The sequence below is a fragment of the Natronorubrum texcoconense genome (assembly GCF_900100335.1).
In the GTDB taxonomy this organism is placed as follows: Archaea; Halobacteriota; Halobacteria; order Halobacteriales; family Natrialbaceae; genus Natronorubrum; species Natronorubrum texcoconense.
The window spans coordinates 727,857-747,256 of sequence record NZ_FNFE01000002.1 but is presented as its reverse complement, the minus strand read 5'-3'; the positions used below and the strand labels follow the sequence as shown (position 1 = coordinate 747,256).

General features: G+C 63.4%; 22 protein-coding genes. 10 read left to right on the top strand and 12 right to left on the bottom strand.

The features are described 5' to 3' along the window. Position 1: 1 nt before the first annotated feature. From BLT08_RS09995 to BLT08_RS09985, 3 genes are all read right to left on the bottom strand, one after another. Entirely contained in the window at positions 2 to 499 is a 498-nt protein-coding gene (locus BLT08_RS09995) for a small multi-drug export protein (protein ID WP_090305745.1), read from the bottom strand. 103 nt (positions 500 to 602) lie between these two features. Further along, positions 603 to 1,364 (bottom strand): SDR family NAD(P)-dependent oxidoreductase, encoded by a 762-nt coding sequence (locus BLT08_RS09990; protein WP_090305742.1) that lies wholly within the window; start codon positions 1,362 to 1,364, stop codon positions 603 to 605. A 215-nt stretch (positions 1,365 to 1,579) separates the two neighbouring features. After that, positions 1,580 to 2,650, bottom strand: a complete 1,071-nt coding sequence (locus BLT08_RS09985) for an anthranilate phosphoribosyltransferase (RefSeq protein ID WP_090305737.1) — start codon at positions 2,648 to 2,650, stop codon at positions 1,580 to 1,582. 253 nt (positions 2,651 to 2,903) lie between these two features. On the opposite strand from BLT08_RS09985, the gene ahbB reads away from it, so the two are divergent. Further along, a complete protein-coding gene (ahbB, locus tag BLT08_RS09980) occupies positions 2,904 to 3,944 on the top strand; it encodes a siroheme decarboxylase subunit beta (protein ID WP_090305734.1) in 1,041 nt (346 codons plus the stop codon). Positions 3,945 to 3,951: 7 nt separating this feature from the next. Here ahbB and BLT08_RS09975 read toward each other — a convergent pair whose 3' ends face one another. Next, positions 3,952 to 4,149, bottom strand: a complete 198-nt coding sequence (locus BLT08_RS09975; protein ID WP_090305731.1) for a hypothetical protein — start codon at positions 4,147 to 4,149, stop codon at positions 3,952 to 3,954. A gap of 159 nt (positions 4,150 to 4,308) precedes the next feature. Beyond that, positions 4,309 to 4,518 carry a hypothetical protein gene (locus BLT08_RS09970; protein WP_090305728.1) on the bottom strand — a complete coding sequence of 70 codons (210 nt, stop codon included), beginning with the start codon at positions 4,516 to 4,518 and terminating at the stop codon, positions 4,309 to 4,311. An 82-nt stretch (positions 4,519 to 4,600) separates the two neighbouring features. On the opposite strand from BLT08_RS09970, the gene BLT08_RS09965 reads away from it, so the two are divergent. Then, on the top strand, positions 4,601 to 5,218 hold the full coding sequence (locus tag BLT08_RS09965) for a hypothetical protein (protein WP_090305725.1): 618 nt from the start codon (positions 4,601 to 4,603) through the stop codon (positions 5,216 to 5,218). Positions 5,219 to 5,245: 27 nt separating this feature from the next. Here BLT08_RS09965 and BLT08_RS09960 read toward each other — a convergent pair whose 3' ends face one another. Beyond that, positions 5,246 to 5,902, bottom strand: coding sequence for a metalloregulator ArsR/SmtB family transcription factor (locus BLT08_RS09960; RefSeq protein WP_090305722.1), 657 nt, complete (start codon positions 5,900 to 5,902; stop codon positions 5,246 to 5,248). 128 nt (positions 5,903 to 6,030) lie between these two features. Next, on the bottom strand, positions 6,031 to 7,065 hold the full coding sequence (locus BLT08_RS09955; protein WP_245724189.1) for a hypothetical protein: 1,035 nt from the start codon (positions 7,063 to 7,065) through the stop codon (positions 6,031 to 6,033). Between the two features lie 412 nt (positions 7,066 to 7,477). Between BLT08_RS09955 and BLT08_RS09950 the strand changes: the two genes are divergently transcribed. The 5 genes from BLT08_RS09950 to BLT08_RS09930 all read left to right on the top strand — a co-directional run bounded on the left by BLT08_RS09950 (position 7,478) and on the right by BLT08_RS09930 (position 12,437). After that, on the top strand, positions 7,478 to 7,855 hold the full coding sequence (locus tag BLT08_RS09950; protein ID WP_090305719.1) for a DUF5802 family protein: 378 nt from the start codon (positions 7,478 to 7,480) through the stop codon (positions 7,853 to 7,855). Between the two features lie 29 nt (positions 7,856 to 7,884). Further along, a complete protein-coding gene (locus tag BLT08_RS09945; protein WP_090305715.1) occupies positions 7,885 to 8,835 on the top strand; it encodes a Vms1/Ankzf1 family peptidyl-tRNA hydrolase in 951 nt (316 codons plus the stop codon). Between the two features lie 370 nt (positions 8,836 to 9,205). Continuing rightward, a complete protein-coding gene (locus BLT08_RS09940; RefSeq protein ID WP_090305711.1) occupies positions 9,206 to 10,225 on the top strand; it encodes an N-acetyltransferase DgcN family protein in 1,020 nt (339 codons plus the stop codon). Continuing rightward, positions 10,226 to 11,266 (top strand): dipeptide epimerase, encoded by a 1,041-nt coding sequence (locus BLT08_RS09935; RefSeq protein ID WP_090305708.1) that lies wholly within the window; start codon positions 10,226 to 10,228, stop codon positions 11,264 to 11,266. A gap of 118 nt (positions 11,267 to 11,384) precedes the next feature. Then, positions 11,385 to 12,437 (top strand): twin-arginine translocation signal domain-containing protein, encoded by a 1,053-nt coding sequence (locus BLT08_RS09930; protein WP_090305704.1) that lies wholly within the window; start codon positions 11,385 to 11,387, stop codon positions 12,435 to 12,437. Positions 12,438 to 12,810: 373 nt separating this feature from the next. On the opposite strand, the gene BLT08_RS09925 is transcribed toward BLT08_RS09930, so the two are convergent. Next, a complete protein-coding gene (locus BLT08_RS09925; protein WP_090305701.1) occupies positions 12,811 to 13,107 on the bottom strand; it encodes a HalOD1 output domain-containing protein in 297 nt (98 codons plus the stop codon). Positions 13,108 to 13,309: 202 nt separating this feature from the next. On the opposite strand from BLT08_RS09925, the gene BLT08_RS09920 reads away from it, so the two are divergent. Together BLT08_RS09920 and BLT08_RS09915 are read left to right on the top strand one after the other, a co-directional pair. Further along, entirely contained in the window at positions 13,310 to 13,786 is a 477-nt protein-coding gene (locus BLT08_RS09920) for an Lrp/AsnC family transcriptional regulator (RefSeq protein ID WP_090305699.1), read from the top strand. Between the two features lie 181 nt (positions 13,787 to 13,967). Continuing rightward, positions 13,968 to 14,321, top strand: coding sequence for a DUF7344 domain-containing protein (locus BLT08_RS09915; protein WP_090305696.1), 354 nt, complete (start codon positions 13,968 to 13,970; stop codon positions 14,319 to 14,321). Positions 14,322 to 14,737: 416 nt separating this feature from the next. Here the strand turns inward: BLT08_RS09915 and BLT08_RS09910 are convergent, their stop codons facing one another. Further along, on the bottom strand, positions 14,738 to 15,745 hold the full coding sequence (locus tag BLT08_RS09910) for a DMT family transporter (protein WP_090305693.1): 1,008 nt from the start codon (positions 15,743 to 15,745) through the stop codon (positions 14,738 to 14,740). Positions 15,746 to 16,030: 285 nt separating this feature from the next. On the opposite strand from BLT08_RS09910, the gene BLT08_RS09905 reads away from it, so the two are divergent. Continuing rightward, entirely contained in the window at positions 16,031 to 16,375 is a 345-nt protein-coding gene (locus BLT08_RS09905) for a cupin domain-containing protein (protein WP_090305691.1), read from the top strand. A 346-nt stretch (positions 16,376 to 16,721) separates the two neighbouring features. Here the strand turns inward: BLT08_RS09905 and BLT08_RS09900 are convergent, their stop codons facing one another. The 3 genes from BLT08_RS09900 to BLT08_RS09890 form a co-directional block, all read right to left on the bottom strand. Next, the gene (locus BLT08_RS09900; protein ID WP_090305688.1) at positions 16,722 to 17,006 is read right to left on the bottom strand and encodes a DUF7967 family protein; all 285 of its coding nucleotides are present in this window, start codon (positions 17,004 to 17,006) and stop codon (positions 16,722 to 16,724) included. A gap of 68 nt (positions 17,007 to 17,074) precedes the next feature. Continuing rightward, the gene (locus BLT08_RS09895) at positions 17,075 to 18,118 is read right to left on the bottom strand and encodes a DUF7972 family membrane protein (RefSeq protein ID WP_090305684.1); all 1,044 of its coding nucleotides are present in this window, start codon (positions 18,116 to 18,118) and stop codon (positions 17,075 to 17,077) included. Between the two features lie 92 nt (positions 18,119 to 18,210). Beyond that, positions 18,211 to 19,236 carry a DUF7972 family membrane protein gene (locus BLT08_RS09890; RefSeq protein ID WP_090305681.1) on the bottom strand — a complete coding sequence of 342 codons (1,026 nt, stop codon included), beginning with the start codon at positions 19,234 to 19,236 and terminating at the stop codon, positions 18,211 to 18,213. Positions 19,237 to 19,400: the final 164 nt, after the last annotated feature.

Genomic DNA, 19,400 nt, shown 5'->3' with positions numbered 1-19,400 from the left:
CTCAGGGGAGTCCCAGCAGCGAGAGGCCGACCGTCGAGGCGATGACGAGCGCGACCGTCCAGACGCCGAGTCCGACCGTGAGCCACCCGAGGATCGCTCGCGTGTCGTCGCCGGCGACCACCGCGAACAGCGCCGTAAGGTGAATGCCCGCGAGTATCGGTCCGGCGAGGGCGAGACCGGCGAGTCCGTAGCGCTTCCAGAGCCGGCGCGCGCGTCCGTATCGGTCGCTCGAGTCGGTGGGGTCGGTGCCGGTCCGTCGGGCCCACCAGGCGACCAGCCGCTGGTGGGCGACGACGATCGCGCCGACGGCGGTAGCGCTGCCGGCGAAGGCGGCGAGCCCCGTCGCGACCGGATCGAGTCCGAGTCCGATGGCGACCGGGATGACGACGAACGGCTCGATCGCCGGAGTCATCGCGAGCAGGAAGACGAGCAGGTAGCGACCGAGACCGGAGGTCTCCTCGAGAATCGAGCCGACATCGACGAGTGCTGGAACGAGCATTGTGAAAGCCGTCCGGCCGACGGACGTGTTAGTTGCCCTAAACGATCGTCGGCGAAAAACCGGTTTCGATTTGCGCGTCCGGCAGCGTTCGCAGCCAAATCCGTCAGCAGGTCGAGAAGCCGCCGTCGACGACCAGCCCGTGGCCGGTGACGAAGGAGGCCTCGTCGCTGGCGAGGAAGAGGATCGAGTCGGCGATCTCCTCCGGTTTACCGAGTCGCTTCAGCGGGTAATCCTCGGCCATCGCTTGCTGAGCCGCCTCGGGATCGTCTTGCGTTGCCAAGTACTGATCGAGCATCTGGGTCTCCGTGAAGCCGGGACAGACGGCGTTTGCGCGGACGCCGTAGGGTCCGGCCTCGGCGGCGATCGTTCGGGTCATGTTCAACACGGCCGCCTTGGTCGTCGAGTAGGCGGCCTGCTTCGGCAGGCCGAGAATGCTCGCCAGGGAGCCGACGTTGACGATCGAGCCGTGGCCCTGTTCTTTCATGTGGGGAAGCGCGGCGGCACAGCCGTTCCAGACGCCCTTGATGTTGATGTCGATCACGAAATCCCGAACGGAGTCGTCGACCTCCTCGAGACTGCCACCGGGGTGGCCGGTGCCGGCGTTGTTGACGATCACGTCGATGCCATATTCCTCGGCGACGCCGTCGACAACCTCGTCGAATCGCTCGCTGTCGGTGACGTCGAGTTCGCGGAACTCCGCGACGCCGCCGGCGTCCTCGATATCGGCGACGGTCTCCTCGCCACCCGGCGTGTCAACGTCCGTCACGACGACGCGTGCGCCCTCCTCTGCACACCGCTTCGCTGTCTCCTCGCCGATCCCCGATGCCGCACCCGTAATGACGACGGTCTTGTCTGCTAATCGCATACTCGCGGTATCGGACGGTAGCTACATAAATTCGTTCATTATTTATAGTTCAGGTGGCCGGTTTGTTTGACGGACTCGTTCAATTCACAAACAGTGGTAAACACGCACTGCTAATCAAGGGCTGAAAAATCGACCCTCGCGTACACTCCGAAGTGAACTGTTGCCGTTGGCTCGAAATCAGACAATCGATGTCGGTGAACGGAAACCCGGGTAGATCAGAACGAGCGAAGATCCTCGAGCACCGCTGCAGCACTCCCGTCCGCAATAACCGCTCGAGCCTCCTCGAGCCCCGCCTCCAAACTCTCGACGTCCTGTCGGGCGTACATCCGGAACGCGCCGTTGAGCGCGATGGCGTCGGCGAAGTGATCGTCGCGCTCGCCGGCCAGTACCTCCTCGGTGATCGACGCGGAGTCGGCGGTCACGTCGTCGACCGCGAGGTCCTCGGCTTCCATCTCCATGCCGTAGTTCGCAGTTTCGACCTCGTAGTCCTCGAGTTCGTCTTCACCCTCGTCCCACTCGGCCACCTTCGTGTAGCCGGGTCGGATATCGTCGTAGCCCTCCATCCCTTGGAAGAAGATGGCGCGGGAGAAGGAGAGATGGTCGCTCTCCTCGATCAGATCGGTCATCTTCTTCGCGAACGCGAGGTGGTAGAACGAGCCGAGGTGAACGTCGGCGTTGGCCGGGTTGGCGACGGTCTCGATGGTGTTGACGAACGTCCGGACGCCCATCATGTCGCGTCGCTCGTAGAGGTCCTGAATGCCGGGATTGAACGCTGGCTGGTAGTAGAAGCCGAAGCCGGTCTCGTCGACCATGTCGGCGCTCTCGGTCGGCTCGAGTTCCGTCCGGACGCCGAGTTCGTCGAGGACGTGTTTGTACGCCGTCGCCTTCTGGGTCGGAACCCGATCACCGGAGTGGACGACGACGGGGGTTCCCGCGGCGGCGGCGACGAGGCCGGCGCCGACGCCGAGGACGGCGGAGGTGTGCTTGCCGTCGTAGTTCGCGCCGCAGTCGACGGGGTTCGCGTCGGGTTCGGCCGTCTCGACCGACTCCTCGAGCATGACGTCGGTGTAGCCGGCCAGCTCTTCGGGGTTGTTGCGCTTCCAGCGGTTGGCCAGCCAGAACGCGCCGAGGGTCGTCTCGTCGGGTTCGCCGGCCAGAATGCGCTGGAAGGCCTCTCGAGCCTGCTCGCGAGTCATGTCGTCGGCGGACTTCGGACCGGAGCCGACGATCTCCGTCATCAGCCGTTTGAGCGGCCACTCGCCGAACTCCTGGGTTGCCTTCGCCATACGCTCTCGTTGGGACGGGCCGCGCAAAAACCTCCCGTTTCCGGTCTCGTGTCGCCGACGAATGACGGGTTTTTGGGCCAGCAGCGCGAACAGTGACGGAAATCGGACCGGTTACTTCCGGTTTCTTGGGCGGCTGCTGGTCGAGTGTCAGGTCTGCCGTCCAGTGGCTCGTTCGAGCGGACCGAACGCGACACCGCGCCGGCGCTCGCGCGGACCCGAAAGCAATACGGTCCCGTTCTCCCTAGCCCATCCAATGAGCAGCCTCTCGGGGGAGTGGCGCGAGTCGATCGACGACGTCGACGCGGCTATCATCGACGGCTACCAGAGCGGCGTTCCCGTCGCGGAACGTCCGTTTCGACAGATCGGCTCGGAACTCGGTATCGACGAGGACGACGCGCTCGAGCGGGTCAACCGACTCCACGACGCCGGCATCGTCCGGCGGTTCGGTGCCGTCCTCAACCCGCCGGTGATCGGCTCGTCGACGCTGGCAGCCGTCCAGGCACCCGACGACCGATTCGACGAGGTCGCCGCGATAATCAACGAGTACCGGCAGGTCAACCACAACTACGCCCGCGACCACGAGTGGAACATGTGGTTCGTCGTCACCGCGGGCTCGCGGACGACGCGGGACGATATCCTCGCGGAAATCGAGGCCCGAACCGGCTGTGCGGTTCTCAACTTGCCGATGCTGACGGACTACTATATCGATCTCGAGTTCCCCGTCGTCAACGCGGACCGGTTCGCACGCGAATCGATAGACGAGAGCACTGACTCCTCTGCGACCCGCATGAGCGAGGAGGCGACCGGCGACCTCTCCGCGTTCGACGCCGACCTCTTACTCGCGATCCAGAACGGCTTCCCGCTCTCGAAAACGCCCTACCGGGATATCGCGGCTCGACTCGAGGCGGACGTCGAGGACGTGCTCGAGTCGATCGACCGACTCGTCGACAACGGCTGCATCAAGCGCATTGGCTGCGTGGTCAACCACGTCGTCACCGGCTTCGACTCGAACTGCATGGTCGTCTGGGACGTCCCGGACGACCACCTCGACGCGTGGGGGGAGCGTGCGGGCGGACTGCCCTACGTCACGCTCTGTTATCACCGACCGCGCCGGCCCGAGCAGGGCTGGTCGTACAACCTGTTCACGATGATCCACGGCCGCGATCCCGACGCCGTCGACGCGAAAATCGACGAGTTGGCGAGCGACTACCTTCCGGTCGAACACGAGCGGCTCTACTCGACCGAGACGTTGAAACAGACCGGCGCGCGCTACGAGGAACTCGTCGGACAGTGACGCTACGTTAGCCGAACAATCCGACCAGCACCAGTCCTAACCCGGTCAGGAGGAGAACGCCCGCGATCATCGCGGTCAGCAACTGCAGCGAGGACTCGGCGTCCTCGGCGAGCTCGAGTCGCGGATAGAGGTGCCGGGCACCGACCAACGCACCGATCCCTAAGGCGAGTGCACTGACACCGAACGCGAGCAGTTCGGCGTTCATCGCTGATAAATACTGGCTCCGCGGTGAAAAATAGGTCTCTTCGTATCGGCTGCCGAGAACTGTCGCTGTGCCTGACGTCGGGCCACGGGAGCAACAGCGACGCGACGGACGGAGACGATGCATCGCAAGTCGGTATCTGCGTCGGCTCCGAGCGGTCGATCAGCCGAGATACAGCCCTCCAGCCGCGTACAGAAACACGCCGCCGATCGCGAGCCCGCAGAGCGCGATGCCGGCCCCGAGCAGTCGCATCAGGTCCGTCATCAGCGCCGGATACTCCGGTTGTGGCTCGAGGTTCGAGACGAGGACGTAACACAGCACGCCGGCGCCGGCCGCGAACAGTCCGAACGTCGCCGGCGCGAGCCACTCCATGGCTCCGATGGGTGTTCCGGAGTCGTATATCCTGTGGCCGGACGGGGAAAAACCCATGCGCTCTCGAATGCAACGAACGAGTATGAGCGATCGCTCTGAAGAAGTGACCGAGAGCCGCGACACCGAGGATCTCCTCGCGGAGACCGAGGAGCTGCTCTCGGGGACTGGGGGCGGAGTCGACACCGACGAGCCGCGGGCCCCAGCGGAGAGCGAGCCACGGCGGTCGGTCGAAACGGATTCGCGACCGTCGTCCACGCCGCTCGATACTCCCGCCGAATCCGACACCAAATCTGGTTCGTCGCGGCTCTCGAGGCTCAGATCGAAACTCTCGATCCCCACGTCGGGACCCTCGCTCGAGCAGTACTTCTCGCCGCGAGCGTTCTTCGCGTTCGTCCTGTTGGTCGGAACCGGACTGGTCGCCGGGGGAATGACGATTCCGTTCGCGGGCCGCGTCCTCGGCATGTTCGGCGTCGCCTTCGCGATCGGACTCCTCACGTCGAAACGACGCTACCTCGAGATGGCCGCCGCGGGGACGACGGTCGGCGGCCTCTCCGCGTTGGCCAGCTACACCGTGCTCGCGGTCGCCGGCTCCTATCAGGCCGTCGTCGCCGTCGGCGTTGCCGCCGGGCTCGTCGGCTGTCTCATCGGGTATTACTTCGGTCGAGACCTGCGTAACGGTCTCGTTCGAGATATCGACTGAGTGACCGACTCGCGGTGTCGAGCTCGTTTAGGCCGTCGTCAGCTCCCAGCCCCGCTCGGTCCGGCGAACGACCCCCTCGTCGGCCATCGACTCGAGCAGTTCGGCGACGAGTTCGCGAGGTGCGTCGACGTCCTCGCCGAGTTCGCCGACCGATTTCGGTTCGGAGCGAATACTCGCCAGCAGGTCGGCGTAGATCCGACTTTCGGGACCGGTGCCGACCGTCTCGGAGATGCCGTCGAGCACGTCACAGAGTCGTCCCTGAACCCACCGCTGGGCCAGCGAGAGTTCGTTCTCGAGTTGCTCGAGATCTTCCAGTGCGTGGAGGAGGTCGTCGAGATCCCCGCCTTCGTCCCAGGAGACGTCGAGCGTGAGATGCCGACAGGTCGTGATATCGAAGCTGCTGTTGGCGGGATAGGCGCTCTTGCTCGCGAAGCCGTAGGGCGAGACGTTCACCTCGAGACGGACGTGGCGAGCGATATGAAAGTACTTCCGGCGCTGGTCGTCGACCCGGCTCTCGATCAGTCCCGCCTCCTCGAGCTTCCGGAGGTGTTCGATAACCGCCTTGGGACTCACGCCGAGGTACTCCGAAATTTCGGTGACATAACAGGGTTTGCGGGCGAGCAGCCGGAGGATCCGTCTCCGGTTTTCGTTCCCCAACAAATCCAGCAACGCGGCGGAGTCCATCGTAAGGGGGTTAGGGGTCGTCGCTGAAAAGGGTGTCTGCTCGGTGCGAACGCAGACGTACGGGTCTGGGTCGGTGGCGATCCGTGAGAACGGTGGCGTATCGCTCGAGTCGGTGTTCGAATCGTCCGTCAGTTGCCGGCGCCAGCGTGGCCCGGCGGGTTAGCGTTTCCCTGCCCCGGATTTCCGGCGTTTGCCTGGTTGCCGGAGTCGTCCTCGTTCGAGGGACGCTCGTCGCCCTGTTCGGCGTCTCCGTCATCGGTCTGGCCGTCGGACTCGGCGTGGTCCGGCGAACTACCGGCTCCTCGATCGGCGTCGGTATCTCGGTCAGGACTGGCTCCCTGCCCCGGGTTCTCGCTGTCGGCCTGCGCTTCGTCGTCGGTCCGATCGTCAGAATCGCTCTGTTCTGGCGGGCTAGCGTTTCCTTGCCCCGGATTTCCGTCGTCCGACTGGTTGCCGGGATCGGCCTGACCGGGCGGGCTATCGTTTCCCGGCCCTGTACTCCCAGTTTCCGACTGGTTTCCGGGACCGGCGTGATCCGGCGGGCTACCGTTTCCCTGGTCGAGAGCACCGTTTGACTGATTGCCGGCGCTTGCGTGTGCCGGTGGGCCACCGCCGAAAGTACCGTCAGGACCGCCGATCCCGCGTGCGATCTCGGCTACCTCCGGACCCGACAGCGTTGCGGCGTTCTCTCGGAGTTCTTCGAGTCGCTCCTCGTCGACGCCGGTTTCGTTGGCCTGCTGTTCGGTCCGATCGATCGCGCGCTCGAGCGACTGGATCTCGACGGTCAACTGCGTCATCCGCGCCTGGTACTCACCCCGGTGGAGTTCGTCTTTCCGCTCCTCGAGTTCCGCACGTTCGCCCTCGAGATCGGCGTGTCGATCCTCGAGGTCGGCCGTTCGCTCGAGGACGATATCGGCCCGGCGATCGTCGTCGGCTGCTTCGTACTTCGAGTTGTGCATGCCGGACTCGACTGACCGATCGGTGTCGGTTGCCACGGATTGCATGAACGCGGATACGTCCGTGTCCACCTCGCCGCTCGACTCGCCCTCGCTGTCGGACTCGTCGGTAAGCGTCCCCACGACGGCACCACTCGCGACCGGGGCGACCGTGAGTCCGACGATGGCGACCAGTACGAGGAACGCGACCGACCGACTGGTTCTCATTACTATTCTACTTGTCCCGAACATACTAAAAAGACTGACCTTCGTTCGTACCGTTCAATCGAGTTCGCGTATCATCGGTCCAGTTTTGACCGTTCACAACCGTTAGCGCCGTTTGTGGTGGTATCCAACCGATCCTTGAATCCGAGTTTTACTTGAACGCCATGATCGGGACGACCGTTCATCACCGATCGGTGTCCGTATGAGCGACGGTCGCGGCCCACGCCGTCGGGTCGCGCTCCCAGGCCGTGACTATCGTTCACACGCTTCCCTGATCGTTCGTGAACTGATCGGCCAGCCGAACCGTCTCCTCGCGGTCCGGAATCCGTTGCCGGTGACCGTCTTCGCTGATAGTCCTTCGACTTAAGCCTGTCCGAAAATAGTTATATCTCGTCGGAGTGTGGTATGACATAGCATGTTCGAGCGCTTTTCGCGGAGCTACTATCTCGGACGACTCTACGTGACGCCGACCGACGGGGATCACGCCCTCATGCACAGCGATCAACACGAGCAGATCAACGAAGCGGTGTACGCGACCGGCGACGGCGTCGAACGCCTCGACGCCCCGCTCGTGATGAAACTCGAGAGCCAGCACTTTCCGGTCCACGGGAACGAGAACGTGCCGACGAACACGCTCGCCCTTCCGGAGCCGATGCTCGAGGGCTGCGACGTCCGGAATCCGCCGTCGCTTCGGGAGGTGTTGCTCGCCCGACGCGAGCACGCCGAGCGACTGCTCACCTGGTCCGGCGGCTGGCCCGATTCCAGCGACGACGTGCGAAACGCCGGAACCTAGAAGTATTCTCGCTTCGCCCCTTCGAACGAATGCTCGACGAGTTGCTCGGCCGCGCCTCGCTGAAAGACCGTATCGACGAACTCGAGGAGGAAAACGAGCGACTGCAGAGCCGCTACGAGGCCGAATCCGAGCGCCGGGCCGACGCGGCCACGGCCAGACAGGACGCCGAAGAGCAAGTTAACCGACTCGAGGACCGTATCGCCCAACTCGAGGGCGAACTCGAGCAGGTCGACGACGACGGCGACAGCCTCGCGGTCCGTCGTCGCGAACGCCTGCGCGGAAGTCGCCTCGCCGACGTGGTCGATCGACTGACCTCCGTTCGGACCGGTCCCGAGGGGGCTCTGACGGCCGTTCTCGGGGCCGACGATACCGTCGACGATCTTCAGGACGAGTTCGATCTGGACCTGCAGGACGTGCTGGGCGACCGAACCGGACTCGTCGACGAAGCTGTCCCGTGCCTGCTCTGCGTCGACGACGCCGGCCTCGTCGCCGTCACGCTCGAGCCGCCGGTCGATCTCGCCGACGTGACGTTCGGCAACGGTGACTCGCGCGTGACGTGGGCCGACCGCTTCGCCCTCGAGGAGGCGTGGCTCCTGCCGACCGGCCGGTACGCGCTCGCGCTCGTTCGAACCGATCTCTTCGCCCTCGGCGTCTACGAGGGCGACGAGCGCGTCGACTACCGGGGCTTCGAGAGCGACGTCAAGGGCAGCCACTCGAAAGGCGGCTTCTCGCAGGCTCGATTCGAGCGCATTCGGGACGACCAGATCGACGACCACCTCGAGCGCTGTACGGAAGCTCTCGCCGACTACGACGTCGAGCGCCTGTTCGTCGTCGGTCAGCGGGGCGTCGTCGACACGCTCGTCGAGGAATCGGGGCTCGACGTTGCGGGGACCGCCGCCGTCGACGCGACCGGCGATCCGAAACCGGCGCTCGAGGACGCTCACCGGTCGTTCTGGACGACCGATCTGCGAGTCCTCTAACCCAGCCGAGTGCCGATTCCGTCTGTTTCACCACCTCAGGACGGTGAACTGACCTCCTGCCGTTTTGATCGGTGCGACCGTACTATCGACCGGACGTCATGTCCGACTTCGTCTCCGTTACGTGCGAACAGTTCACGACCCATCCCGGCACCAACGCCGCGGATCGTGAGTTCTGTTCCCCCGCGTGTGCGCTCGAGTAATCGACGATTTCGATCTCGAGGCCGCGGCCGTCGAACGCTGGCGGCGGTCGAACTCGCGGCCGTCGAAGCCGGGCTGTGGGCAGCACCACCCCGTTTTCGCCACTGTCAATCGAAACGACAGTGATCTCGTGAATATCTACCGTTAAGTAGGCCCTCGTTCATGATCGGGTATGCGAATTGCAATACTTGCCCACGAGGAGTTCCCCGGACGCGCCAAGACCGCTCTCGGCGTGTTGCGGTACAGCGACGACGACGTCGTCGCCGTTCTCGACCGAGACAACGTCGGGAAGCAGGTCACTGATTTCGTCCCCGACGTACAGAACGCCCCGATCCGGGAGGGGATGGCCGACCTCGCGGCCGAGGACGTCGACGCGCTGCTGATCGGGATCGCGCCCATCGGCGGCGGCTTCGAGGAAAGTTGGCGAGAAGACGTTCGAACCGCACTCGAGTACGGCTGCGACGTCGTCTCCGGCCTGCACTACTTCCTCGAGGAGGACGAGGAGCTCGCGGCGCTCGCGGCCGAGAACGACTGCGAACTCTGGGACGTGCGCAAACCCCCCGAGGATCTGACGGTCAGTCAGGGCATCGCGGATCAGGTCGACGCCGAGGTCATTCTCACGGTCGGCACCGACTGCTCGGTCGGCAAGATGACCGTCTCGATGGAACTCGCTCGCGACGCTCGCGAGGCGGGCTACGACGCCGAAGTGATCCCGACCGGCCAGACGGGGATCATGATCGAGGGCTGGGGGAACCCGATCGACCGCGTGGTGTCCGATTTCACCGCCGGCGCCGTCGAGGAGATGATCCTCGAGAAAGGCGACGAGCACGACTACCTCTTCGTCGAGGGCCAGGGCAGCATCGTTCACCCGGCGTACTCCGCGGTTACCTGCGGCATCCTCCACGGCGCGATGGCCGACAAACTCGTGCTCTGTCACGACGCCGGTCGGGAGGTAATTCACGGCTACGAATCGTTCGCGCTCCCCGAACTCTCGACGTACGTCGATCTCTACGAAGACCTCGCCACATCGGTCGCGGACAGCGAGGTCGTCGCCGGCGCCCTGAACACGTCGAACATCGACGACGACGCGGCCGCACGCGAGGCGGTCGACGAGTACGCGAGCGACCTCGGCATGCCCGCGTCCGACGTCATCCGCTTCGGGAGCGACGCCCTGCTCGAGGAGTTGATGTAAATGACGCTCGAGACCTCCTTCGAACGACACGCGCTGCCGCTCGAGTACCCCTTCACCATCGCCCGCGGGACGGCGACCGAGGCCGAGGTGGTGACGGTTCGGATCGAGGACGAGAACGGGACGGTCGGCGTCGGCGGCGCCGGCCCGTCACCCCACTACGGCGAGACCGTCGACACGGTGACGACGGTCCTCCCCGACCTGCTCGCCGTCGTCGAGGACTGTGGCGACGTCCACCAGCTCGAGCGGATCGAACGCCGGATGCGCGAGACCGTCAACCGGAACCCGGCGGCCCGCTGTGCCGTCAGCATTGCGCTGCACGATCTGGCGGCGAAACGGCTCGAGGTCCCCCTCTATCGCTACTGGGGACTCGATCCCGAGCGAACCCTCGAGACCTCCTACACCATCGGGCTCGACGACACGGAGACGATGCGCGAGAAGACCGAGACGGCCCTCGAGCGCGGCCACGGCACGCTGAAGGTCAAACTGGGGACGGACCGCGACCTCGAGATCGTCGAGACGATCCGCTCGGTCGCTCCGGACGTCTCCCTGTTCGTCGACGCCAACGAAGCCTGGACGCCCCGCGAGGCCGTTTCGAAGATCGAGCGACTGACCGAGTACGACCTTGCGTTCGTCGAACAGCCCGTCGCCGCCGAGGACCCCGAGGGGCTGCGGTTCGTCTACGAGCGCTCGCCGCTGCCGATCGCGGCCGACGAGTCCTGTATCACGCTGGAGGACATCCCACGGATCGCCGACCGCTGTGACATCGCGAACCTCAAACTCATGAAGTGCGGCGGCCTCCGGGAGGCCAAACGGATGATTCACACCGCCCGCGCCCACGGTCTCGAGGTCATGTGCGGCTGTATGACCGAGTCCAACGCCTCCATTGCGGCGGCGTGCCACCTCGCGCCGCTGCTCGACTACGTCGACCTCGACGGCTCGCTGTTGCTCGCCGAGGATCCCTACGACGGCGTCCCGATGCCCGACGGTCGGATCGATCTGTCGGGTCTCGAGCGGGCGGGGACGGGTGCCGTACTGCGGTAATCGAAGTCGGACTAGCCCGTGGGAAATCAACGTTCGCCCCTCGAGTAGTTTCACGGAACGAGTGTCGGTCGAATCGTCAACAGGGGTTTATGTCGTTTCTCGGTGTGGAAATGCGGGTATGTACGACGATGACGGCAGTCGAAACGTGTCCCGGCGGACACTTTTGCGCGCGTCGGCGGGTGTCGGCGCGATTACGGTGGTGGGTGCAGGACAGGCGAGTGCGAGCGACTCCGGCGGGGCGCAGTCCTGGTTCGACGACCGCTGTCCCGACGCGACGATCGAGCCGAGTATGGGTCACTGCGACGACGCGAGCATGGACGGCTGCGACGACGACCACCCGGAGACGATCGCGCTGCAGACGGCCGTTCGGGAGTCGCTCGAGGAGCAGTACCCCGACGTCGCCGCGTTAATCGACGCGGGGTTCAAACCCTACTTCGATACGCTCAACCGGGACGACGACGGCTGGTCCCACTGGATCAACCCCGAGTACGTCGGCGACGACGAGATCCTGAACCCCGAGCGGCCGGAGTCCGTGCTGGTGGACAACGACTCCTGGCGCTCGATCGGCGTGATGTTCATCGCGACTCGAGGCGGCGAACCGATAGATCCGCCGCCGGCGGTGTACGACGACGGCGACGCCGATGGGGACGAGGACGAAGCGGACGACGTGATCGACGGCGAGCCGGCGGACGGAGATGATCACGATGGACACGGTGACGGCCACGATGAACACAACGGAGATCACCACGACGGAGACGGCGATCACGGCGACCACGATGGGCACGACGACCACCATGGCCACGGCGATCATGACGGAGAACCGGGTCGTTGCTCCCCTTGGCACTACCACGCCGGCCTCCCCGGTCGGTTCGGGTGGTGGTACTACCGGCAGGCCTACGAACAGGACTTCGCTCAGGACGGGCTCGCCGGGCTCGAGCTACCCTGTCGAACGCCCTGCATGATGCACGTCTGGACCGTCGACCACCCCGAGGGCGTCTACGCCCACGGCGCGCCGCCGCCGGAGTACCGCGAGCAAGAGCCCGCCGAGAACGCCGGCCTCGAGACCGACGCCGAACCTGGCACCGACGAACTGAGCTGGGAGACGCTTCCAGAAGATCTCGTCCCCCAGCACCTCCCGGATGACCTCGCGGCGTTGGTGCCGGGGCTGTAGTCGGTACTCAAAGTCATACGTTCAGCAGTCAGTACTGCGGGTACTCGATTTAGAACCGTTCGGTAACTACAGATGCATATTGACTGCCGGGGTTCCTACCAATCAGCGTATCCCTTCGAAAAGTCGTGATGAATACACAGCGCGAATGGGGCACGAGGTTCAGCCCGATTTGCGAAGGTGGTGATCGCTCAATACAGGCCAAAGCGTTACTGGAGCGGTCATCCATCTCTCGGATGGTTATCAGAAATGGCCTACTGAATACAGAGCGTGAAGGACGATTCGTTCAAAAGATACGGGATTCTATCGATGAGGACTCATCGTGGTCTCCCGCTACGTATCTACAGCTCCCTGAGAATACGACGTTTCGAGAGGACTACTCCTCGAAGCTGGCTTTCTGTTCGGGCATAAACTCGGGATTGTCAATTGATGCGTCTTTAGCCTGCACCGAGATGCTCATTGTGGGGCCGCTCCGGATCTGAACGACGTAATTCAAGTACGTGAACTCAACCACTACCTGACTGGTGTTCGAGTTCGCATCATCCTGAACGAGCGCGTCCAGCGCCTCCGGATCGACGACGTTGAACAATGGCGGAGATAACTCGGTCGGCGAGACCCCCTCCTTTTGGGCTACCGCCTCGACCACCCGGTACGACGGGACGTGTGATACCATTACCTACCCATGCGCTGCGATGGTGTATATATGTTGCCCCGAAAATGCCGATTTCACAAATATCGCCAGCCAATATGCAAAAAGCACAGGTCTCCTTTCAAAGGACAGTCTCAGTCCATCCCTCTCGCGGTGAGAGACGCCACCGATGTGGATTCCCCAAGATGGACGAAGATTCATACAGGCGGCGACACTGTACAGATCCATGAGTGACGTCACACTCGACGAGATTGATCGCGGTATCCTGTTCTTGCTCCAGAAGGACGCCCGGAACATCACGATTGCCGAGATCGCAGAGGAGGTTGAGGTCTCTGCCAGCACCGTTCGCAACCGCATCGAGGAGATGGAAGAAGGGGGCGTCATCGAGGGCTACTTCCCGAAGATCAACTACGAGCGGGCGAACTTTCCGCTCCACGTACTGTTCGTCTGCAGCGCCCCCGCCGAGGAACGCGAGGAGCTGGCACGCCGTATATTAGAACAGCGCGGGGTCGTTGACGTCCGTGAGATGCTCACCAGTAAACGCAATATCTACGTCGAGGTCGTCGCAACGGATACCCGCGACCTGACCGACATCACTAACGACCTCTCTTCGCAAGGCTTCACCGTCGAATCCACTGAAATCATCACCAGCCACTACACCCGTCCGTGGGGGGAGTTCGAATCCAACTCAGGCGAAGAGTAGCTCAACTAGTAGAATATCAATATATCTGATTAGATTGTTGATTCAGCAATTATTGAGCGCTCAAATACGAAATATGCGGCCCGAATTCTGCGTTTGGCGCAACTCTTTTATGCATATGAGCAGACTAGCAGATCGAAACAGATGGATCGGGAGGAAAAGCTCATCTGTTCCTTCACAACCTATGACTAACCATTCGCCACGCAATCGGGCTGTTCAACGAGAGCGTGCCAGCCTTGACGAGCTATTCGACGTACTCAGCAAGCCCCCTCGACGCCGCATCCTGACGGCGCTTGCCGACGCGAACCCGAGAGACGAAGTCGAATTCGCTCCACGCGACTTCACCAGCGACGAGCAACGCGAGGACGCCTTGGTACGTCTACACCACGCTCACCTCCCAAAGCTCGACGAGGCGGGGTTCATCGAATGGAACCGGGGTTCGAAGACGATTACGCGCGGACCGCGCTTCGACGAGATCGCCCCGCTTATCGAGTTGATCACCACCCACCGGGACGAGCTTCCGGTACGCTGGCTGTAGGTCGGAGTGACGTTCCGGTGTCGATCCCATTTTCAGGTGGCGGTCCAGCTCTACTGGTGGAGTCAGTGATTGTCCAAGGCCAATAGATACGTCTTCTGTACGCCGATCTTTGCTTTCGTAGATCGAGTCGAATCTCGTGATGCATTCGCGCATTTCGCTGCTTGGATCACAAGTGTAGGGAGCAGATGGTTCACTGGTTTTGGTGTGAAACAAATGCATCTCTCGTGCTGCACACACCCTCTATATTCAGCAGGTCGTTTCTGACGCCTGTCCGAGAGATAGGTAGCTGCTCCGATAACGCCTCGAACTGCACTTACCACGAGTTTCATGCCCGACGTTAAATAAGAAAATAAATTGTCAATCAGCGAAAGAAGCGGTACTGCTATCCGCGAGCCTTGGATAACGAGCGAGCGGCGTTAATCGCTCGGTTGCAGACGGCTCTGTGAATCGTGTGTCGCCGTGTACACGTTCCCCCGGACGCAAATCTCGCCGCGCTCGAGCGGGCGGCCGCCGCCCTTCGCGCTCCGAGTGGACCGGGCGAGCCGCCAGAGCGGGCGGATATTGCAGAGCGCGAAGCCGATGACGATGAGCGCGAACCCGGCGACGGTCGCCGCGGTGATCTGCTCGCCGAGAAGCGTCGCGCCGAAGACGGTGGCAACGACGGGCGTCGCGTAGTTGATGAGGCTGACGTTCGTCGCCCCGGTCCGACTCAGGAGGGCGAAATAGAGGAGGAATCCGCCCGCGGTCGCGACGATACCGAGATAGGCGAGCGCCGCGACTGCCGACGGCGTCCACGTCACGCTTCGGATCGACGCCCCCGAATGCGCGTAGGCCGTGGCGTGGAGGAACACCGCGCCGATACCCATCGACCAGGCGTGGAGCGACATCGTCGGGAGAACCGGCGTCCAGCGTTCCGTCAGCACGGAGCCGAGCGCGAAGACGACCGCGGACGCCAGGAGCAGTCCGATGCCGAGGAGCTGTCCGTCGAAGGTGCCTCCGGCGACGGCGATCGCGATCACGCCGGCGAGTCCGGCGCCCAGACCGACGACGTCCGTGACGACGATCCGTTCCGTCGCGAGGAGGCGAATCGCGATGAGCGGGGTGATGATCGGCGTGAAGCTGAGGACAATCGCGGCGACGCTACTCGAGACGTAACTCTGGCCGACGAAGGAGAACGCAAAGTGCGCGCCGATGACGAGGAGTCCGTTCGAGAGCACGAGCGCCAGATCCGCTTTCGTCCGGGGTCGCCACTCGAGGCGGCGGAGGAGAACGACGCCGGCGAAGACGATCGCAGCGATGTCTAACCGGGCCGCCGCGAACAGGAGCGGTGGCAAGGTTTCGAGCCCGATTTCGATCGCCGTGAAGGCCGTCCCCCAGATAAGTGCGAGCGCACCGAACAGCAGCACGTCTTTCGCATCACTCATATCATATCCTCATACTGTGTGGCTGATTCGAAGTTGATGAAGTGACTATCAGCGGCTCAAGTAAACGATTTGCGGGAATCGTGATAGCACGAATCAGTGTAACTGAACCCATGTGAGTCATTCAACAGACATGGCTTCCGGAGGAGAGCGAGCGACGGTCGTGACGGCGTGTTCGAATGCAGCGATCGAACGCCGATCGTCGTCCGATCGATCGTCCCATCTGCACCGACCAACGCGATTTCCGCTTTCCCCACCGATTTAGCCGTTCCACCCGAATAGCCGAGCATGGGCTACGATACCGCGTCCAAGACCGATCCGGAGTCAGTCGTCCCCGAGGAGTTCGGCGGCATGTGGTTTCTCAAGGACGAACTCGAGTCCGACCACGTCGGCTTCTCGATCCTCGAACTCGAGCCCGGCGGGAAGGGGAAGGAACACGACGAGACCCACACCGATCAGGAGGAGATCTACTACGTGGTCGAGGGAACCGCCGAGATCGAGTTGACCGATCGGGACGAGACGGTGACGCTCGAGGCGGACGATCTCGTTCGACTCGACGCCGAGGAGTCGCGCCAGATCTTCAACCGCGGCGACGAGCGTGTCAAACTCGTGCTCGTCGGCGCGCCGCTGTGATTCCCTGACGAATTTCAGCGGGGGAGAGTGAGAATCACTGGAAGCGAAAACGAGTACGCTGCTGACGATGGCGGCTAGGGTTTCCACGTCCTCCCCAGCCGATTTCTGCTCACGGGTGCGGAGCACCCGTTTGCATGGTTCGCGGGACCTTCGGTCCCGCGCTAACGTTCGCTCCTTTCAGTCGCTCGCTCATCCAGAGGAAGACGCTTCGCGTCTTCCACGCAGTCGCTCGTGACACTCGCGACGACCTCGCGTAAAGTCGAGCCGGAGTTCCCTCTGAAGAGCGAACTCCGGCCCAGTGCGCGCCACCGCACGTGGTCCGATCGATTCTGGTCGGTAGCGGTAGTCAGATCACGTCATCGGGATCGTGAACGTCGGCCATCCGTCGGGCCTCGGCGGCGTACTGCTCTCGCAGGACGGGGTCGTCGACGGCACCGAGATTTCCGGGATCGGCGTCGATCGCGGCAGTCGTGTCTCGAGCGTCCGTAAACGACGTCAGCGCCCGTTCCTTGCGGAAGTATCGGTCCCCGTCGGTGGTCGCGTAGGTGAGGATGATCAGGTTCTGTTCATCGTCCGAGTACGTTCGTTCGACGAGCCAGACGCGGACGGTGTCGGAGGCAGTGCTGGCCATACGTTACTAGTCGTCGCCGAGCGAGAAGTAGCTCGGGGCGGCGCCGACTTCGGCGCTTCTCGGCGCCGTCACTCCGACTCCCAGTCGATCTCCTCGCCGCGACTCGAGTCCCGCAGAATAAAGGGACCGATCGCGAGCGTCCGCTTGGCCATCGTCGCGATTCGCAGGATGAAGGCGATCAAGAGCAGGAAGGGGGTGACGGCGACGGTCGAGGTGGCGACGACGACCCAGACGACGGCGTCGATGCCGAGGACGGTCCCGGTCACGGCATCGGCGTCGAAGAAGAGCAGCATCGACATCGCCACGACCAGCGCCGGGACGGCGACGTACATCATCGCCCGCGAGAGGTTGATCAGCTCCCACTGGAAGTAGAGCGTCTTGAAGTGCTCGCGAGCGAGGCCGAACAGCTTCAGCGACTCGAGCAGTTCGTCGTAGGCTGCTTCGGCCTCCTCGTCGAAGGAGTCGACGTGGGCGTTCTTGATCCGCCGCGCTCTGAAAATCTTCCAGGAGTAGTTGTAGTCCAGCGCGGCCTTGACGACGTCGTAGGTGCCGAACTGGGCGTCCTCGAGGTCGTCCCGGATCGAGTCGGCGTGCGTCGTCAGGTTGTCGACGAAGTCGTCGACGCGCTCGATGAGTTCGTCGTCCCGACTGTCGGAGACGGCTTCGCGGAACTCTCGCGCGCGCTCTTCGGAGGCGGCGATGATCGCCTGGACGAACGACGCCGGCTCCGGCGGGCTGATCGGGGCGTCGATCGAGCTCTCGACGTCGGTTCGGAAGTCGAGGGCGCCATCGAGACGGCCGCGCTGGTCCTCGACGGCCCCCAGTTCCTGTGAGAGCACCAGCGAGTTGATCGTCACGACCAGCGTGACGCCGGTGATCAGCGCGGTGACGAGCGCCTGAAAGAGCGTGTGGACGGGCTCTTTCTCGCCCATCAGCGCCCGCAGCGAGATCGGACTCAGTTCCCCGACGGCGAGCAGGCCGACGAAGACGAAAGCCATGAGTCCGGCCGTGACGAGCCACCGGTTCGCGTTCAGCAGGAGCTGATGTTTCCAGGTGGGGTCAGCGCTTCGCTCGGCCATCGTGTCACTGGGCTGTGAGCCGTCACCGCTCATCGCTCGCGAGCTACCACGATGGGGCGGAAATAGCTACGGAAACACTGCAGCCAGCGACGGGGCCCACCCAGTGCGGAAGCCGGGAACGCAGACTACCCCAGGTCCTCGTCCCGCTCTGACTCCCGGAGAATGAACGGCCCCATCGCTAGCGTTCGCTTCGCGACGGTTGCGATCCGGAGGATGTACGTGATGAAGACGACGAACGGCGAGATGCCGACGACGAAGCCGGCGCTGGTGATCCAGACGAGGTTGTCGACGCCCATCGTCGTCCCCAGCAGCGTGTTCCCGTCGACGTACATGATCATGATCCCCATGATCGTCAGCGCGGGCACCGAGATGTAGAGCAGCGCCCGCGAGAGGTTGATCAGCTCCCACTGGAAGTACAGCGTCTTGAAGTGCTCGCGGGCCGGCCCGAACAGTTTCAGCGTCTCGATCATGTGATCGATCTTTTCGTCGGCGTCGTCCGAAAGCGAGTCCGCGTGATCGTCACGGATCTTCCGGGCGTCGTAGATCTTCCGCGAGTAATTGAACTGGAGGGCGTTCCAGATAACCTGGAACGTCCCGAACTGGGCGCCGTCGAGGTCCTCTTTGACGCTTTCGGCGTTCTCCGTCGCGTCGTCGACGTAATCGGAAATCTTCTCCCGCAGCTCTTCGTCCCGTTCGTCTTCCATGACTTCCTCGAGTTCTTTCGCCCGCTCGGAGACGCCGTCGACGAGTTCGAAGAGGAACGCACCGGGTTCGGGGGGACTCGCGTCCTCGGAAATCGTGTCCTCGACGTCCTGCCGGAAGTCCATCGCCTCGCCCATGCGCTCGCGCTGGTCGCCGACCGCGCCGAGCTCCTGGGAGAGCACGAGCTGGTTGATCGTGACGACGATCGAGGTGCCGGTGATGATCGCCCCGATAAAGGCCGAGAAGAGGAACTCGATCCCGTCCTGATTCTCGACGATCGTTCGTAGCGGCGTGAGATCGAGCAGGCTGGCGGCGACGAGAATCACGTAGACGATCAGAAGGATCGCCCCCGTGAACGCCCACCGATTCAACTGCAGCAGGATCCACAGTCGGGCCCCGCCCAGTCTGTCCTGCCCGCCGGAGTCGTCGCCCGAGTCAGCGTCGCTCATCGACTGTTCGAACGGACGGCCGTGGCCGGCAAAATACCCGGCCCGGAAGGCGACGGCACTGGGACGTGTTCGCACGGAAACACGATCGAGTTCGTCCGGTGGCGATCGACGGCTCGGCGAGCGCGCGACGACTTTGATGTACAGGTCGCGACTTTATTCGCGTC

Coding starts and splice junctions, on each gene's coding strand:
- BLT08_RS09910 (WP_090305693.1), bottom strand. CDS start 15,745: ATGAGTGATGCGAAAGACGTGCTGCTGTTCGGTGCGCTCGCACTTATC.
- BLT08_RS09955 (WP_245724189.1), bottom strand. CDS start 7,065: ATGAGAACCAGTCGGTCGGTCGCGTTCCTCGTACTGGTCGCCATCGTC.
- BLT08_RS09905 (WP_090305691.1), top strand. CDS start 16,031: ATGGGCTACGATACCGCGTCCAAGACCGATCCGGAGTCAGTCGTCCCC.
- BLT08_RS09900 (WP_090305688.1), bottom strand. CDS start 17,006: ATGGCCAGCACTGCCTCCGACACCGTCCGCGTCTGGCTCGTCGAACGA.
- BLT08_RS09930 (WP_090305704.1), top strand. CDS start 11,385: ATGTACGACGATGACGGCAGTCGAAACGTGTCCCGGCGGACACTTTTG.
- BLT08_RS09990 (WP_090305742.1), bottom strand. CDS start 1,364: ATGCGATTAGCAGACAAGACCGTCGTCATTACGGGTGCGGCATCGGGG.
- BLT08_RS09935 (WP_090305708.1), top strand. CDS start 10,226: ATGACGCTCGAGACCTCCTTCGAACGACACGCGCTGCCGCTCGAGTAC.
- BLT08_RS09925 (WP_090305701.1), bottom strand. CDS start 13,107: ATGGTATCACACGTCCCGTCGTACCGGGTGGTCGAGGCGGTAGCCCAA.
- BLT08_RS09920 (WP_090305699.1), top strand. CDS start 13,310: ATGAGTGACGTCACACTCGACGAGATTGATCGCGGTATCCTGTTCTTG.
- BLT08_RS09995 (WP_090305745.1), bottom strand. CDS start 499: ATGCTCGTTCCAGCACTCGTCGATGTCGGCTCGATTCTCGAGGAGACC.
- BLT08_RS09965 (WP_090305725.1), top strand. CDS start 4,601: ATGAGCGATCGCTCTGAAGAAGTGACCGAGAGCCGCGACACCGAGGAT.
- BLT08_RS09960 (WP_090305722.1), bottom strand. CDS start 5,902: ATGGACTCCGCCGCGTTGCTGGATTTGTTGGGGAACGAAAACCGGAGA.
- BLT08_RS09945 (WP_090305715.1), top strand. CDS start 7,885: ATGCTCGACGAGTTGCTCGGCCGCGCCTCGCTGAAAGACCGTATCGAC.
- BLT08_RS09950 (WP_090305719.1), top strand. CDS start 7,478: ATGTTCGAGCGCTTTTCGCGGAGCTACTATCTCGGACGACTCTACGTG.
- BLT08_RS09970 (WP_090305728.1), bottom strand. CDS start 4,518: ATGGAGTGGCTCGCGCCGGCGACGTTCGGACTGTTCGCGGCCGGCGCC.
- ahbB (WP_090305734.1), top strand. CDS start 2,904: ATGAGCAGCCTCTCGGGGGAGTGGCGCGAGTCGATCGACGACGTCGAC.
- BLT08_RS09915 (WP_090305696.1), top strand. CDS start 13,968: ATGACTAACCATTCGCCACGCAATCGGGCTGTTCAACGAGAGCGTGCC.
- BLT08_RS09985 (WP_090305737.1), bottom strand. CDS start 2,650: ATGGCGAAGGCAACCCAGGAGTTCGGCGAGTGGCCGCTCAAACGGCTG.
- BLT08_RS09890 (WP_090305681.1), bottom strand. CDS start 19,236: ATGAGCGACGCTGACTCGGGCGACGACTCCGGCGGGCAGGACAGACTG.
- BLT08_RS09895 (WP_090305684.1), bottom strand. CDS start 18,118: ATGAGCGGTGACGGCTCACAGCCCAGTGACACGATGGCCGAGCGAAGC.
- BLT08_RS09975 (WP_090305731.1), bottom strand. CDS start 4,149: ATGAACGCCGAACTGCTCGCGTTCGGTGTCAGTGCACTCGCCTTAGGG.
- BLT08_RS09940 (WP_090305711.1), top strand. CDS start 9,206: ATGCGAATTGCAATACTTGCCCACGAGGAGTTCCCCGGACGCGCCAAG.